Origin of the sequence: Williamsia maris (genome assembly GCF_024171815.1) — a bacterium.
In the GTDB taxonomy this organism is placed as follows: domain Bacteria; phylum Actinomycetota; class Actinomycetes; order Mycobacteriales; family Mycobacteriaceae; genus Williamsia_A; species Williamsia_A maris.
The window spans coordinates 180,649-196,235 of sequence record NZ_JAMTCJ010000002.1; the positions used below are offsets into that span (position 1 = coordinate 180,649).

13 protein-coding genes are annotated in these 15,587 nt (G+C 67.6%); 8 read left to right on the top strand and 5 right to left on the bottom strand.

Going from position 1 to position 15,587, the window contains the following annotated elements; genetic code table 11:
• Position 1 precedes the first annotated feature (1 nt).
• From LX13_RS07750 to LX13_RS07775, 6 genes are all read left to right on the top strand, one after another.
• Complete coding sequence (locus LX13_RS07750; protein WP_253660770.1) at positions 2 to 2,041, top strand: acetyl-CoA carboxylase biotin carboxylase subunit; 2,040 nt, start codon at positions 2 to 4, stop codon at positions 2,039 to 2,041.
• A complete protein-coding gene (locus LX13_RS07755; RefSeq protein WP_253660771.1) occupies positions 2,038 to 3,201 on the top strand; it encodes an acyl-CoA dehydrogenase family protein in 1,164 nt (387 codons plus the stop codon). Before LX13_RS07750 ends, LX13_RS07755 begins: the two co-directional genes overlap by 4 nt.
• Positions 3,202 to 3,334: 133 nt before the next feature.
• On the top strand, positions 3,335 to 4,138 hold the full coding sequence (locus LX13_RS07760; protein ID WP_253660772.1) for a bestrophin-like domain: 804 nt from the start codon (positions 3,335 to 3,337) through the stop codon (positions 4,136 to 4,138).
• A gap of 188 nt (positions 4,139 to 4,326) precedes the next feature.
• Positions 4,327 to 5,079, top strand: coding sequence for an isocitrate lyase/PEP mutase family protein (locus LX13_RS07765; protein WP_253660773.1), 753 nt, complete (start codon positions 4,327 to 4,329; stop codon positions 5,077 to 5,079).
• Between the two features lie 275 nt (positions 5,080 to 5,354).
• Complete coding sequence (locus LX13_RS07770) at positions 5,355 to 6,581, top strand: nucleotide disphospho-sugar-binding domain-containing protein (RefSeq protein WP_253660774.1); 1,227 nt, start codon at positions 5,355 to 5,357, stop codon at positions 6,579 to 6,581.
• 84 nt (positions 6,582 to 6,665) lie between these two features.
• Positions 6,666 to 7,256 (top strand): Rv1733c family protein, encoded by a 591-nt coding sequence (locus LX13_RS07775; protein WP_253660775.1) that lies wholly within the window; start codon positions 6,666 to 6,668, stop codon positions 7,254 to 7,256.
• Between the two features lie 16 nt (positions 7,257 to 7,272).
• On the opposite strand, the gene LX13_RS07780 is transcribed toward LX13_RS07775, so the two are convergent.
• Both LX13_RS07780 and LX13_RS07785 read right to left on the bottom strand, forming a co-directional pair.
• Positions 7,273 to 8,358 carry a DNA polymerase domain-containing protein gene (locus tag LX13_RS07780; protein ID WP_253661782.1) on the bottom strand — a complete coding sequence of 362 codons (1,086 nt, stop codon included), beginning with the start codon at positions 8,356 to 8,358 and terminating at the stop codon, positions 7,273 to 7,275.
• On the bottom strand, positions 8,355 to 9,401 hold the full coding sequence (locus LX13_RS07785) for an ATP-dependent DNA ligase (RefSeq protein WP_253660776.1): 1,047 nt from the start codon (positions 9,399 to 9,401) through the stop codon (positions 8,355 to 8,357). The genes LX13_RS07780 and LX13_RS07785 overlap by 4 nt, the downstream gene beginning before the upstream one ends.
• Positions 9,402 to 9,504: 103 nt before the next feature.
• Between LX13_RS07785 and gluQRS the strand changes: the two genes are divergently transcribed.
• Positions 9,505 to 10,434 carry a tRNA glutamyl-Q(34) synthetase GluQRS gene (gluQRS, locus tag LX13_RS07790; RefSeq protein ID WP_253660777.1) on the top strand — a complete coding sequence of 310 codons (930 nt, stop codon included), beginning with the start codon at positions 9,505 to 9,507 and terminating at the stop codon, positions 10,432 to 10,434.
• Between the two features lie 125 nt (positions 10,435 to 10,559).
• Positions 10,560 to 11,261, top strand: coding sequence for an RDD family protein (locus LX13_RS07795; protein ID WP_253660778.1), 702 nt, complete (start codon positions 10,560 to 10,562; stop codon positions 11,259 to 11,261).
• Positions 11,262 to 11,304: 43 nt separating this feature from the next.
• On the opposite strand, the gene tgt is transcribed toward LX13_RS07795, so the two are convergent.
• The 3 genes from tgt to LX13_RS07810 form a co-directional block, all read right to left on the bottom strand.
• Complete coding sequence (gene tgt / locus LX13_RS07800; protein WP_372499857.1) at positions 11,305 to 12,582, bottom strand: tRNA guanosine(34) transglycosylase Tgt; 1,278 nt, start codon at positions 12,580 to 12,582, stop codon at positions 11,305 to 11,307.
• Between the two features lie 33 nt (positions 12,583 to 12,615).
• Positions 12,616 to 13,098, bottom strand: coding sequence for a cupin domain-containing protein (locus tag LX13_RS07805; RefSeq protein WP_372499858.1), 483 nt, complete (start codon positions 13,096 to 13,098; stop codon positions 12,616 to 12,618).
• A gap of 102 nt (positions 13,099 to 13,200) precedes the next feature.
• The gene (locus LX13_RS07810) at positions 13,201 to 15,555 is read right to left on the bottom strand and encodes an MMPL family transporter (protein WP_253660780.1); all 2,355 of its coding nucleotides are present in this window, start codon (positions 15,553 to 15,555) and stop codon (positions 13,201 to 13,203) included.
• Between the last annotated feature and the right edge of the window lie 32 nt (positions 15,556 to 15,587).

Below are 15,587 nucleotides of genomic sequence, written 5' to 3' on the forward strand. Positions count from 1 at the left end.
GATGAGTGTTGATTCAGTCCTGGTCGCCAACCGCGGTGAGATCGCCGTCCGCGTCATCCGCACGCTGCGCGACATGGGCATCCGGTCGATCGCGGTGTTCAGCGAGGCCGATGCCGACGCGCCCCACGTGCACGCCGCCGACGATGCGATCCTGATCGGCCCCGCGCCGGCCCGCGAGAGCTACCTCAAGATCGACGCCATCATCGCCGCCGCCACCCGCACCGGCGCAGACGCGATCCACCCCGGCTACGGATTCCTCTCCGAGAACGCCGACTTCGCGTTCGCCTGCGACAAGGCCGGAATCGTGTTCATCGGCCCGACCCCCGACGCGATGACGGTCATGGGCGACAAGATCACCGCGAAGAACACCGTGTCGGGTCACGGGGTGCCGGTGGTTCCCGGCATCGCGCGCCCGGGCCTGACCGACGACGAACTGATCGACGCCGCGGGCGACATCGGCTATCCCGTCCTGGTCAAGCCGTCCGCCGGTGGCGGCGGCAAGGGCATGCGGGTGGTGCACGAGTCCTCCGACCTGGCCGCCGCACTGGTCAGCGCACGACGCGAGGCCGCGTCGTCGTTCGGCGACGACACCCTGTTCCTCGAGCGGTTCGTGTTGCGGCCCCGGCACATCGAGGTGCAGGTCCTCGCCGACAGCCACGGGGGCGTCATCCATCTCGGCGAGCGCGAGTGCAGCCTGCAGCGTCGTCACCAGAAGGTGATCGAGGAGGCGCCGTCGCCACTTCTCGACGAGACCACCCGCGCCCGGATCGGTGCCGCTGCCTGCGACACCGCCCGTAGCGTCGGCTACCGCGGCGCCGGAACGGTCGAGTTCATCGTCTCCGCCGACCGGCCCGACGAGTTCTTCTTCATGGAGATGAACACCCGACTCCAGGTCGAACACCCGGTCACCGAGATGGTCACCGGGATCGACCTGGTGCAGTGGCAGATCCGCGTCGCGCGAGGTGAGGTCCTCGACATCGCACAGAGCGACGTCACGCTGACCGGTCACGCGATCGAGGCCCGGGTCTACGCCGAGGACCCCGTCCACGGGTTCATCCCGACCGGCGGCACCGTCCTCAGCCTGGACGAACCGACCGGAACCGGCGTGCGTGTCGACTCCGGCATCGCGACCGGGTCGGTGGTGGGCAGCAACTACGACCCGATGCTGTCAAAGGTCATCGCCCACGGTCCGGACCGAGCGACCGCCGTGGCCCGACTCGACCGCGCGCTGGAGCACACCGCGCTGCTCGGCGTCGGCACCAACATCGATTTCCTCAGGTTCCTGCTGTCCGACGCCGACGTCCGCAACGGCGATCTCGACACCGGCCTTCTCGACCGACTTGTCGAGACCTACGCCGCCACCACCGCTCCGGACGATGCGGTGATCGCCGCCGCCGTGCACGAGTGGTCGAGGCCCTGGTCGGATGCCGACGATCTGTGGTCGGTTCCGAGCGGGTGGCGGCCCGGTGGCGTCACAGCACCCACGACGATCCGCCTGCGAGCGGATACCGGCTCACCGACGCCGGATCAGGACACGGCGTTCGTCGTCGCACTCCGCGGAACGCCGTCCGCCGCCACGGCGAGCGTCGACGAGGCCGAGCCGGTCGACGTGTCGGCCGCCCTGACCGACGACGGCGCGGATCTGACCGTGAGCGGCCGACGCCGCCACTACCGTGTGGTCTCCGATGACGAGATCATCTGGGTCCACCGACCGGGCGGAGTGTGGCGATTCGTCCGCGACGCCGGACCGGGCGCCGCCGGTGCCGCGGACACGAATGCCGACACCGACATCCGCAGCCCGATGCCGGGTTCGGTCATCGCTGTCGGAGCCGACAACGGTGCAACGGTCACAGCCGGGACGGTGGTCCTCGTCGTCGAGGCGATGAAGATGGAGCACTCCCTCACCGCGTCCGTCGACGGCACCGTCGAACTGCTCGTCGGTGCAGGCGATCAGGTCGGTGTCGGAGACGTGCTGGCCCGGATCATCCCCGACGAGACGACATCCGAGAACGACGACCCCGCAGTGAAAGAGACCCCATGAGCGACTTCCTCGCGACCGAGAACCTGCCCGACGAGTACCAGCAGCTGGTGAAGTCGGTACGCGACTTCGCCCGTACCGTCGTCGCACCGGTCTCGGCGAAACACGATGCCGAACACAGCTTCCCGTACGAGGTCGTGGCCGGGATGGCCGAGATGGGCCTGTTCGGCCTGCCGTTCCCCGAGGAGTTCGGCGGTATGGGTGGCGACTACTTCGCGCTGTGCCTCGCGCTCGAGGAGCTCGGCAAGGTCGACCAGAGTGTGGCCATCACCCTCGAGGCCGGGGTGTCGCTCGGCGCGATGCCGATCTTCCGCTTCGGCACCGACGAGCAGAAGAAGACCTGGCTGCCACGCCTGCTCTCCGGGCAGGCCCTCGGCGCGTTCGGACTCACCGAACCCGACTGCGGCAGCGACGCGAGCGGCACCAAGACCACCGCGAAGCTCGACGGCGACGAATGGGTCATCAACGGCGCCAAGGAGTTCATCACCAACTCCGGTACCGACATCACCGAGATCGTCACCGTCGCCGCGGTCACCGACACCGACGCGTCGGGCAACAAGTCGATCTCGACCATCATCGTCCCCACCGACACCCCCGGGTTCACGGCCGGCCCCGCCTACAACAAGGTCGGGTGGAATGCGTCGGACACCCACCCGCTGAGTTTCAGCGATGTCCGGGTGCCCCGCGAGAACCTGCTGGGCGACAAGGGTCGTGGGTACGCCAACTTCCTTCGCATCCTCGACGAGGGACGTATCGCCATCGCCGCTCTCGCGGTCGGCGTCGCACAGGGCTGCGTCGACGAGAGCGTGAAATACGCCAACGAGCGGGTGGCGTTCGGGCGCACCATCGGAACCAACCAGGCGGTGTCGTTCAAGATCGCCCGGATGCAAGCGCGGGCCTATGCCGCCCGCACCGCGTACTACGACGCGGCCGCCCTGATGTTGGCGGGCAAGCCGTTCAAGACGCAGGCGTCGATCGCGAAGATGGTGTCGTCGGAGGCCGCGATGGACAACGCCCGCGACGCCACACAGATCCACGGCGGCAACGGCTTCATGAACGACTACCCCGTCTCGCGGCACTACCGCGACAGCAAGATCCTCGAGGTCGGTGAGGGCACCACCGAGGTGCAGCTCATGCTCATCGCGCGCAGCCTCGGTCTCTGACCGCCGACCGCGCCCTAATCACCCGCCGAGCGGGCTACAACGACGCGCCGATCGTGCCCAAACCACCCACCGAGCGTGCCGCCACGTAGCTCGTTGCCGCACCGAGATGCCCTGCGTACGACACAATCAGCGAGTGCTGAACTGGCTTGCGGTCGTGGTGCTCCTCGTGGTGGTGACGACCGTGGTCGTGATCAAGCTGCACGCGCGCAGACGCGCACCCGACCCCGGTTGGTTCATCGACAGCACCCGCGCCGCGGGTGCCCTCACGGTGATAGGCACGATGTTCGCGGTGCTGCTCGCGTTCACCATCTTCTACGCGTTGCAGAACTATCAGAAGGCGCGTGACGGCGGCAGCTCCGAGGCCATCGCGGTCACCGAACTGCACAACGTCGCCGACGTTCTGGAGGGTCACGACGGATCCCGTCTGCACGGCGACCTCATCTGCTACTCCCGCGCGGTCGTCGAGGACGAGTGGCCGGCCATGCGCGACGGGAAGTCGTCGCCGACGGTGCAGCACTGGGTCGACACGACGGTGACCGACTTCGCCGCCATCGACCCCACCAACGCCAAGCAGGAAGCCGCCTACGCCCAGTGGTTCGACCAGCAGGCCCAACGCAGGGACGGTCGCCGCGCTCGTGCCGCCGAGGCCGCGCCATCGGTCCCGATCCCGCTGTGGATCGTCCTCGGCATCGGGGCGAGCGCGATCCTCGCCTACATGTGCGTGCAGGCCGACCGCCGGGAGAGCGCTGTGATCCAGGCCGTTCCCATCGCGTTCGTCTCGGCCCTGATCACCTCGGCGCTGCTCGTCGTGGGGTTCCTCGACCACCCGTATGACAACTGGTCGGGCAGCCTGCAGCCCGAACAGATGCGGGTCACTCTCAGCCTGATCGACGACGGTCATGTGGTTCCGTGCGACATGCGGGGCACACCGACCTGAGCCGACCCGTCACCGTACGTTCGGCGTGTTGTTTCGGCACGTTCGGCGGGTTGTTTCGGCACGTTCGGCGGGTGATTTCGGCACGTTCGGCGGGTTGTTTCGGCACGGTCGGCGGAGAGGGGAGAACGATCGTTCTCACATCGTGGGACGGGCGGAAATAGACCCCCGCCTGTGGTGTTGTGTGATGCATGACCTCACTGAGCCAGAAGGCAACCACGCTCCTCGAACTGCACAAGCCGGGTACCCCGGTCATCCTCCCCACCGTCTGGGACGCATGGTCGGCGAACCTCGCGGCGTCCGCCGGCTTCAGCGGACTCACCATCGGCAGCCACCCCATCTCCGACTCGATCGGCAAGTCCGACAACGAGGGCCTGACCTTTGACGAGGTGCTCACGCGCGTCAAGCAGATCACCGCTGCCGTCGACCTGCCGATCTCGGTCGACATCGAGGCCGGCTACGGCGAAGACCCCAAGCGCCTCATCGAGGGCCTGATCGACGCGGGCGCCGTCGGCCTCAACATCGAGGACACCGTGCACAGCGAGGGTGGCCGTCTGCGCGAGGCCCAGGAGCACGCCGATTTCGTCGGCGCACTGCGTGCGGCATCCGACGCGACCGACGTCCACGTCGTGATCAACGCCCGCACCGACCTGTTCGTCAAGGAGATCGGCGATGAGGCCGACCGTGTCGACCGCGCGATCGCCCGCCTCAAGCTCGCCGCCGAGGCCGGCGCGGACGTCCTCTACCCCGTCGGCTTCCACAGCGACGACGTGCAGAAGCGGCTGACGTCCGAGCTGCCCCTGCCGGTCAACGCCATCGGCCACCCGGCCAACAGCGACAAGTCGGCATTCGCGGCTCTCGGCGTCGCGCGTGTCAGCTTCGGACCGATCTGGCAGGCCGTTCTCGCGGAGCGTTCGAACGAACTGCTCGCGCGCTGGAGCTGATCGCCCGCTCCACCGAGCACCATCGAGAACAGAACTGCCGGGCGCTAACACGCGCCCGGCAGTTCTGCACTTTGGCAAACTGTGGCTTTTATTACATGTATGTACCGGCCGATTCCCTCTCGCGTATTTTTGAGCGCCCGTAGCCTGTGGATTCAATTCATTTCTCCATACGCTGAATGGTCGGGCATTCACCGAATTCGCGAAATGATCGAATTCCACCGTTGAATTCCCGATTCCTGTTCGGGAAAGGACGCGTGGTGTCACGAATTCTGGTCATGACATCCCCGGCGCGAGGACTGCTGTATCCGGTCGTCGAAACCCTGGTCACGCTGCGACGCCGCGGTGCCGCGGTCCACGTCATCACCCTCGCCGACGAGGTCGTTCGTATGCAGGACCTCGGTTTCACCGCCTCCGCGCTGCCACCCGAACTCAACGACGCACACCCCGGGGACTGGAAAGGGGACGGCCGCCGATCCGTCGGCGCATTGACCGACGGACTCATCGACCGCGCCGAGGCCGAATTCCGACACCTCACCTCGACTGTGTCGACTTATCGGCCGGACATGATCCTCACGGACGTGAGCGCGACCGGCGCACAATGCGCCGCCGAGGCGTCCGGCCTGCCGTGGGCGATCTGGTGCCCGACGTTCCTCCCGCTGTTCAGCACCGACGGACCGCCCATCGGACTGGGGTTGCGCCCGGGGACGACCCGGGCGGCGCGGATGCGTGACGTCGGGCTGGCCCATGTGTCCCGGGCGATCTGGGAGTTCGCGTTCAAGAAGAAATTCAACCGATGGCGTCTCACCCACGACCTGCCCGCGGTCGCCCACTGCGACGAGCCTCTCCGTCGGGCGCCGTTGATCATGAGTTTCTGCGGGCCACCGCTGGAGAACCGGCACGGGGACTGGCCGGACACCGTCGAACTCGTCGGACCGTCCTCGTGGGCACCGCCGACCGAGCCCGACCCGGTCATCGATGCGATCACCGACCCCATCGCGTTGGTGACGTGTTCGACAGAACTGCAGGCCGACTCTGCGTTGGCGGGCACCGCGCTGGCGGCTCTGGAGGACAGCGGACTGCATGCCGTGGTCACCACCGGCGCCCTCGACCCCGACACGTTCACCTCCACCGCGAACTCCACCGTGACCCGGTTCGTCCCGCACGAGCAGGTCCTCGCCACGGCCTCGGTGGTCATCACCCACGGCGGCATGGGCATCACCCAGAAGGCGTTGGCTCGCGGAATCCCGCTGGTCATCGTGCCGTTCGGGCGAGATCAACGCGATGTCGCGGTCCGGGTGCACGCGGGCGGATCGGGCGTTCGTCTCGACCCTCGGGACCTCACACCCGAAACGTTGCGGGCGGCGGTGTCCACCGCTCTGGGCCGGACCGAGGACGCCCGACGCGTCGCATCGATCGTGTCCGCCGAGGGCTCGGCCGTCCGCGCCGCGGACCACATCGAGCGGATACTGGCCGCCCGGCGGACCACCGGTGCCGTCGCCTAGAAAAGCCGTGGCCCACAAACGACATCTGCGGCCCGTGTCGCGTCGAATAAACTCCTAGGGAGAGATCGAGCGGAAGCGACACACATGCCCCAGCATCAGGAACCGAACAACCGACGGCTCGAGACCCGTCGTGTCACCGGGCGCCCGGTTGCGGCCACGAACCCCCTCGAACGCAGTGTCGACATCACCGAACGTCGGCTGCAGAAGCTCGTCTTCATCCTCGCCATCTTCCTGCTGCCCGCGATCATCGCCCCCGGCGTCCTGATCTGGCAGACGCGTGACGACGCGCCCCGCATCGAGACCAGCACCGCCATCGCGACCACCACGGCCGGTGCGGCACCCATCGCCCCGATCACGTCGACCATCGGCGCCGACAACTCCAACAAGGTCGCCGCGCACTGGTCCTGGCAGGGCGGCGACAAGACCGGGGTCATCACGGTGCCGCCCGGGACCGACGCGGGCACCCGGCTCCCGATCACCGTCGACGCGCAGGGCAATCCGCGGCCGGCGGTCCCGATCCCCGCCGACGCCGGGGTGACCGCGGTGATGGTGGTCGTGGTCCTGCTCGGGGTGTTGATGGGAGCGGTCATCGCGACGATGACCTGGATCCGACGTCGCTACGACCACAAGCGCGACGTGCTCTGGGACGAGGCGCTGCACCGCTTCTTCTCCTGAGCCGATCCGCCGGGGCTCACTCCTCGATGCGGTTGCCCTCGGAGTCCCAGTGCTCGGCGACCTTCTTGCTGGGTTGCACGCGCGGCGGTTCACCCGGCTGCTTCGGATAGTCCGGCGGCCAGTTCAGTTCGCCACCCGGCAACGACTCCCACAGCTCGAGCAACGGTTCGATCGAGTACGACTCCGCATCGATCTCGGCCCACGGATCCCCGTCGGCCACATAGTCCCGGATGGTCGTCAGGTTGAAGTCGCGGGCGTCGGTGATCTCGGCGAGCCGCGACCACGACACCGGCGTGCTCACCGGAGCCCCCGGCTGGGCGCGCAGGCTCCAGGCACTGGCGATCGTCCGGTCCCGCAGGTTCTGGTTGTAGTCCAGGAAGAGCCGCGTGCCGCGCTCCTCCTTCCACCACGCGGTGGTCACACCGTCGTCGCGGCGCTCGAGCTCGCGGCCCAGCCCGATGGCGGCGTGCCGGACCTCGTCGAACGTCCACCGCGGCTCGATGCGGACGTAGATGTGGATCCCGCGGTTGCCACTGGTCTTCGGGAAGCCGCGTAACCCCAACTCCTCCAACAACTCCTCGGCCACCGCGGCCACGCGTTGAGCGTCGGAGAACGATGTCCCCGGCTGTGGGTCGAGGTCGATGCGGAGCTCGTCGGGGTGATCGACATCCGAGCGACGGACCGGCCAGGGATGGAACGTCAGGGCGCCCATCTGCGCGGCCCACACCAGCGACGCCGGCTCGGTGGGACACAGTTCGTCGGCCTTGCGACCGCTGGGGAACGCGATCGTCACGGTGTCGACGAAATCGGGCGCCCCCTTCGGCAGACGCTTCTGATAGAAACCGTCGCCCTCGCGGTCCTGCGGACCGGTGGCCAACCGCATGCCCTCGCGCCACCCGTCGGGCCATCGCTCCATCGCGGTGGGGCGCTCGCCGACCGCCGACATCAGCACGTCGCCGACCGCCGCGAAGTACTCGCACACATCGAGTTTGGTGATGTCCGGCGTCCGGTCGGTCGACGCGTAGACAACCCGGTCCGGGCTGGAGACACGCACCTCGCGGTCGCCGACGGCGACCATCGCCGCGGGGGTCTTGGCCATCAGTCGGCCCCTTCCAGGACGTCGTGCAGGTCGTAGGTCAGGGGGACCTCGAGCTGGTCGTAGCCGCAGCTCTCCGGGTCCCGGTCGGGCCGCCAGCGTTGGAACCGCACGGTGTGGCGGAAGCGGTCGCCCTCCATCTGGTCGTAGCCCACCTCGACGACGAGCTCCGGTCGGATCGGCACCCACTGGCCGGTTCCGGACGCATTCCATCGGTTGGGTTCGCCCTCGGCGAGCTTGTCCGGGTTCAGTCGCAGCGGCTCGAACTGCTGCTGCAGCTCGATGCGCTTGGCGTCGGTGAAGGCGCTCGACCCTCCGACGCTGTGCAGCTCACCGTCGCGGTAGAGACCCAGCAGCATCGACCCGAGCCCGGTGCCGCTCTTGTGGATTCGGTACCCGATGACGACGCAGTCGGCCGTGCGCTTGTGCTTCACCTTGAGCATCTCGCGCTTGCCGGGGAGGTAGTGGCCGGCGATCCGTTTGCTCACGACCCCGTCGAGACCGGCGCCCTCGAACGCGGAGAACCAGTCCACGGCGGTGGCCGGGTCGGTGGTCACGCGACTCACGCGCAGGCTGCCTGCCCCGGGGATGGCCTCGGTGAGCGCGTCGCGCCGGACGTCGAACCTCTCGCCGGTCAGGTCGCGGTCGCCGAGCGCGAGTGCATCGAAGCCGATGAACATCGCCGGTGTCTTCTCCGCCAGCATCTGCACCCGGGAATCGGCGGGGTGGATGCGTTGGCTCAGCGAGTCCCAGTCCAGACGCCGGACCCCGCCGATCAGTTTCTGGACCCCGATCTCGCCGTCGACGACCACGCGATCGGGCAGCTCCACGCGGGCCGCCTCGACGAGCTCGGGGAAGTAGCGGGCGAGGTCCTTGCCGCTGCGTGACCCGATGACCACTTCGTCGCCGTCACGAAAGATCAGGGCGCGGAATCCGTCCCACTTGGGTTCGTGCGAGAACACGGGTTGATCGCCGTCGAACTGGTCGGGTACCGAGGTCACGGCCTTGGCCAGCATCGGCGACACCGGGGGGAGCACTGGGAGGTCCACACCCCCATCGTTGCATCACCTCCCCCGTCGAGTGGGCGGATGTGGACGCCGACTGGGCGGATGCGGACGTCGACTGGGCGGTGGCGTCGATATCCTCGACACCATGGCCGAGACGTCGAGCGACCCCGCGGGCGCCGGCCGTTACGCACCCTCGCCCTCGGGTGACCTGCACATCGGTAACCTCCGGACCGCGCTGCTGGCCTGGCTCTTCGCCCGCCACAGCGGTCGCCGCTTCCTCCTGCGGATCGAGGATCTCGACGACCGCGCAAAGGCAGGCGTGGCCGAGGCCCAACTGCGTGACCTGCGGTCCATCGGCATCGACTGGGACGACGAGCCGATGCGGCAGTCCGACCGCCGGACGGCACACGACGCTGCGATCGACACCCTCACCGCCGCCGGACGAACGTTCGAGTGTTTCTGCAGTCGCAAGGAGATCCAGGCCGCACCGACCGCACCGCACGCCCCACCCGGCGCCTACCCCGGGACGTGCCGCGATCTCGACGACGACGAGCGCATCCGACACCGCGCCGAGGGCCGCTCGCCTGCGATCCGACTGCGTTCGAACACATCGCGTTTCACCATCGTCGACGATCTGTGCGGCCGCTACACCGGCGTGGTCGACGACTTCGTGTTGCGACGTGGCGACGGCACCGCCGCCTACAACCTCGCCGTGGTGGTCGACGACGGCGCGCAGGGCATCGACCAGGTGGTCCGGGCCGACGACCTGCTCTCCTCGACACCCCGCCAGGCCTACCTCGCGACGCTGCTCGGGCTGCCCGTCCCCGACCACACGCACGTCCCACTGGTGCTCAACCCCGCCGGACAGCGGCTCGCCAAGCGCGACGGCGCCGTCACCCTGGCCGATCTCGCGCTCGTCGGCGTCGACACCGCTCAGGTGTTGTCCCTCATGGCGAGGTCATTACTGATGGCAAAGAAGGACGAAAGCGTCACCACGGCAACCCTTCTCGACAGATTTGACCCGACACGACTCCCGGACGGCCCGTGGATCCTCGATCCGCACGATCTCTGGTGAATCGCGACGCCCTGACTTGCGGTCAGGTCCCCACCAAACTCTCGAGATGCCGGTTACGTCTGACTTAGACTCGTGGAGCACCGCCCCGCCATCGGGTGGAGTCGGTCACGACGAGAGGACCAGACATGAGCGGACCGCAATACCCCGGAACCGGGCCGGAGGGGCAGCAGCCCCAGTACGGCCAATCCGACCCGAACCAGCAGCCGCCGCAGTACGGCGCACCTGACCAGGGCAGCTACCCGCCGCCCGGGCAGTACCCGCCGCCTGCCGGCCAGTACCCACCGCCCGGGCAGTACGGCCAGCCCGGCGCCTACCCGCCGCCCCCGCCGGTCGGGCAGTCCGCCTACGACCAGGGCATCTACTCCACGGCCGGTCAGCCGGCCGGTGCCGGGATCCGTCTGGGTGCACGCATCATCGACGGCCTGATCGTCGGTATCCCGGTCGCGATCGTCGAGGGCATCATCGGTGTCGCCGCGGGCAACATCGCCTACTATGTGGCGTCGGTCATCCTCAGCTTCGCGGCCATCGCGTACTTCACGTACTTCGAGTCCCGCAAGGGCGCGACCCTGGGCAAGCAGCTCCTCAAGCTGCGGACCGTCGGACCGGACGGCAACCTCCCCGCACAGGACATCGCGTTCAAGCGCAACATCTGGCTGCTGCTCTCGGTGCTGTCGTCGCTGCTCGGCTTCATCTTCTTCCTGCCGTTCCTGGTCGGGCTGGCCACCTTGGCGCTGCTCATCGCCATCGGCGTGACCATCAACAACGACCCCAACAAGCAGGGACTGCACGACAAGTTCGCGGGCGGCACCCGCGTCGTGAAGGTCTGATCACCACCGCACGACTCTGAGCCGGCGTTGCTACGCGGGCGGCCTACCGGCTGCCCGCGTAGTAGCGCGCCAGGAACCCGTCGCGGTACTCGGCGTAGGTCCCGTTCTCGATGGCCTGCCGGGCACGGTCGACCAGGGTGACGATGAAGTGTTCGTTGTGGATGGTGCACAACGTCGACGCCAACCCCTCCTTCGCCTTGAACAGGTGGTGGATGTACGCGCGGCTGTACTGCGTGGCGTAGTTGTCGAGCTCCGGGTCCAGGGAGCTGAAATCACTGCGGAAGCGTGCGTTGGTGACGTTGTAACGACCGTCGAACGAGTAGATCGCACCGTTGCGCGCCACTCGTGACGGCGAGACGCAGTCGAACGTGTCGATGCCGCTCTCGATCGCGGTGAAGATGTCGTCCGGCTCGCTGATCCCCAGCAGGTGTTTGGCTGTCTCGGTCGGCAGTTCGGAGTTGACCCAGCCGACGATGCGCCCGAGGTTCTCCTTCTCGAGTGCGCCACCGATCCCGTAGCCGCCGAAGCCGCGGCCGCCGGCGTCCTGATCGCGACGACTCGCCTCCATCAGATCCCGAGCCGCGAGCCGTCGCAGATCCTCGTACTGCGCCCCCTGGATCACACCCCACAGCGACTGCACCGGACGGTGGTTGCGCTCGGCGGTGAGCCGGTTGTGTTCGGCCAGGCACCGGATCGCCCAGAGCCGCGTGCGCTCCAGCGAATTGACCTGGTACGGACGGGTGTTCATCAACGTGGTGAGCTCGTCGAACGCGAAGATGATGTCGGCACCGAGCTGGTGCTGGATCTGCATCGACACCTCCGGGGTGAACCGGTGCGTCGTCCCGTCCAGGTGCGACTTGAACGTCACGCCGTCGTCGTCGACCCGCGCGAGCCGCTCCTTGCCCGGCGCGATGACATCGTCGTTCTCGGCGTCGCGCACCTCCATCGAGATGACCTTCTTGAACCCGACGCCCAGCGACATCACCTGGAACCCGCCGCTGTCGGTGTAGGTCGGGCCGGGCCAGTTCATGAACCGACCGAGCCCACCGGCGGCGTCGATGATCGCCGGGCCCGGCTGCAGGTAGAGGTGATAGGCGTTGGCCAACACCGCCTGGGCCCCCAGATCCGCAACCGCCTCGGGCAACACGGTCTTGACCGTCGCCTTGGTGCCCACCGGGATGAAGGCCGGGGTCGCGATGTCACCGTGCGGCGTGTGGATCACACCCGTCCGGCCGAGTGTCCCCTCCAGCGGGGTGCCGAACTCGAAACTGCGGTCGGGCGCGTGGTCGGTGTCGTCGGGCGTGGTCACGCCCGTGATCATCTCAGACGTCGGCGATGGCCAGACCGACGCGCGTCACCGCGGAGCGTCGCAGGAAGGCGCCGGTGCGTCCTCGAAGAACGGCTTGCCCTTGGGCAGCAGGTAGAGCACGTCGAGGACCACCGGGGTCTTCGTGAGATTGCGTCCGACGTGGGTGTTCTTCTCACCTTCGGGCTCGATGATCAACTGGCCCTGGCGGTAGACGACGGGCTTGCAGTCCGCACCCGGGTGGGTCAGCGTTCCCTGCTTGACGATCCCCACCAGCCGGCCGTCGTGGAAGTGCCATCCCGTGGTGCCGCCCGGCGCGATGGTGATCTCACGGACCGTCGCCTGTCCTGGTCCGGTGATGAACGGCAGCAGGCCGGCGGGGACGTCGGCCTGCGCGAGATTCACCGCGCTGATCCCCGAACTCGGTGTCGCACCCGCTGTTCCGGCCGGGAGGGCGACCGCGGCGAGCGCGCAGCCCATCGCGACGATCGCCGTACGGGTCAACTGTCTCGTCACGCTCGCGGTGTCCATGGCGGCAGATTAACCCTCGATACACAGACAGCGACGACGATTGCGGCGATGAAATATCGCTCGCAACCGTCGTCGCTTCGTCAATCTCGCGCGAGGGTGGGACTAGACCGAGACGGCCTCACGGTCCCGATCGTCACGCTTGTCCTTCTCGGCGAGGTACTCGCCCAGCTTCTCGCCCTCGACATCGACGTTCGGCAGGATCCGGTCCAGCCACTTCGGCAACCACCACGCCTTGTCGCCGAGCACGGCCAGCGCCGCCGGGATGACGATCATGCGGATCACGAAGGCGTCGAAGAAGACCGCCGCGGCGAGCGCGAAGCCCATCGACTTGATCAGCGAGTTGTCCTGCAGCATGAACGCTGCGAACACCGAGATCATGATGGCCGCGGCCGCAGCCACCACCCGGGCGCTGTGCGAGAAGCCCTTCACGATGGCGTCTCGCGCCGACGCCCCGTGCACGTATTCCTCGCGCATTCGGGTCACCAGGAACACCTGGTAGTCCATCGCCAGCCCGAACACGATGCCGATCAGGAAGATCGGCAGGAAGCTGACGATCGGCTGCGGGTTGCCCATCAGCCCGAGGTCGCCGTTCTGGAAGATCGCGACCGTCGCACCGAAGGTGGCCACGATGCTCAGCAGGAACCCGAGCGCCGCGGTGAGCGGGACCAGGACCGAGCGGAACACCAGCATCAGCAGGATGAACGCCAGGCCGACGACGATGGCCAGGTACGGGATCAGCGACTGCGAGAGTCGGTCAGACACATCACTTTCGATGGCGGTCTGACCGGTCACTCCGTAGGTCACCTTGTACTCATCGGTGATACCGCCCTCGGCCGAGCGCAGGTCCTTCACCAGCTGTTGCGTCTCCGAAGAGCTCGGGCCACTGTTGGGCAGGACCGACACCACGGCGGTGTCGCCGGCCTTGTTGATGTCCGCCGAGCTGATGAGGGCGTTCTTCACGTCCGGCAGCCGCTTGATGTCGTTCACGACCTTGTTGAACGTCGAGGTGCGATCGGCCGCAGCCACATTCGTGCCGTCGAGGACGACCACGAGCGGACCGTTCTGGCCGGCTCCGAAGCCCTCGGCCACCAGGTCGTAGGCCTTGCGCTGCGTCGTCGAGGGATCGCCGGTGCCGTCGTTGGGCAGGGCGAGCTTGAGGCCGACCATGGGTGCCGCGATCACGCCGAGCACCACGATCGCGAGAACCAATGCGATGGCAGGCCGGGCGACGATCTGCTTGACGAACCGCGTGCCGTTCGAGACCCGGGGCGTGGTGGCCTTCGCCGACTTCGGCGAGTCCGGTGCGTTCAGGAACGAGATGGACGCGCCGAATGCCTTGCTGCCGAACAGTCCCAGGACCGCGGGCAGCAGGGTCAGGGCCACGAGCACCGCCACCAGAACCGTGACCGCAGCGGCCAGACCCATTGCCGTGAGGAACGGGATGTTGACGATCGACAGAGCCGACAGCGCGATGATGACCGTCAGGCCCGCGAACACCACCGCCGATCCCGCGGTACCCACGGCACGTCCGGCGGCATCAGCCCTGGACTTGGCCGTCAACAGCTCGTGTCGATAACGCGAGACGATGAACAACGCGTAGTCGATACCGACCGCGAGACCGATCATGGTCGCGAGGATCGGGGTCTCGGCGCTGAGCGTGAAGAACCCGGACGCCGCGGTGACGGCCAACAGACCGATACCGAGACCGATCAGGGCGGTGAGGATCGGCATGCCCCAGGCGATGAACGACCCGAACGTGATGATCAGGACCACGATGGCGACGCCGACACCGATGAGCTCGGAGGTGGCACCGATCGCGGGCTGCGGCAGGGCCGTTCCGCTCATCTCGACGGTCAACCCGGCCTGCCGTGCCGCGTCGGCGACCGCGGTCTGCTGATCGTGCGCTTTCTGCGTGACCTTGTCGGCCTCGGTGACGTTGTACGACGCCCCCAACTGCGCGACGGTGGCGTCGGGGTTGATCGGCGAACTCGCCGCCGCATCGGTGCGCGCCTCCTGTGCGGACTTGCCGAAGGTCTTCTGCTGGAAGTCGATGGCGGCCTGCGTCACCTCACCCGGCGCGTTCGGCGTACCGAAGGCCTCGGGGACGAACGGGTTGATGATGGTGTCCGGGGACTTGACGCCGTCGAAGGACTTCATCGAGGCGACCATCGTGTTGATGGCCGGCTGGTAGTCGAGCAGCGTCTTGCCCGCCGGCGCCTTGATGACGTACTTGAGGTTGATGTCCTCGGAGAACTTCGGCTTCTCCGGGAACTTCTCGACAAGTGCATCCTGGGCCTTCTCCGACGGGATGCCGGGGATCGAGAAGCTCGAGCTGGTGGGCCCGGCCAGCGTCGACGCCGCGACGCCCATGCCGACCAGGATCAGCAGCCAGATGCCGATCACCTTGAACCGGTTGGTGAACGCCCACCTACCGATTCGGTACAGATATGTGGCCATGAGATTTCTTCCTGTTCGACGGCGTGAGCCGC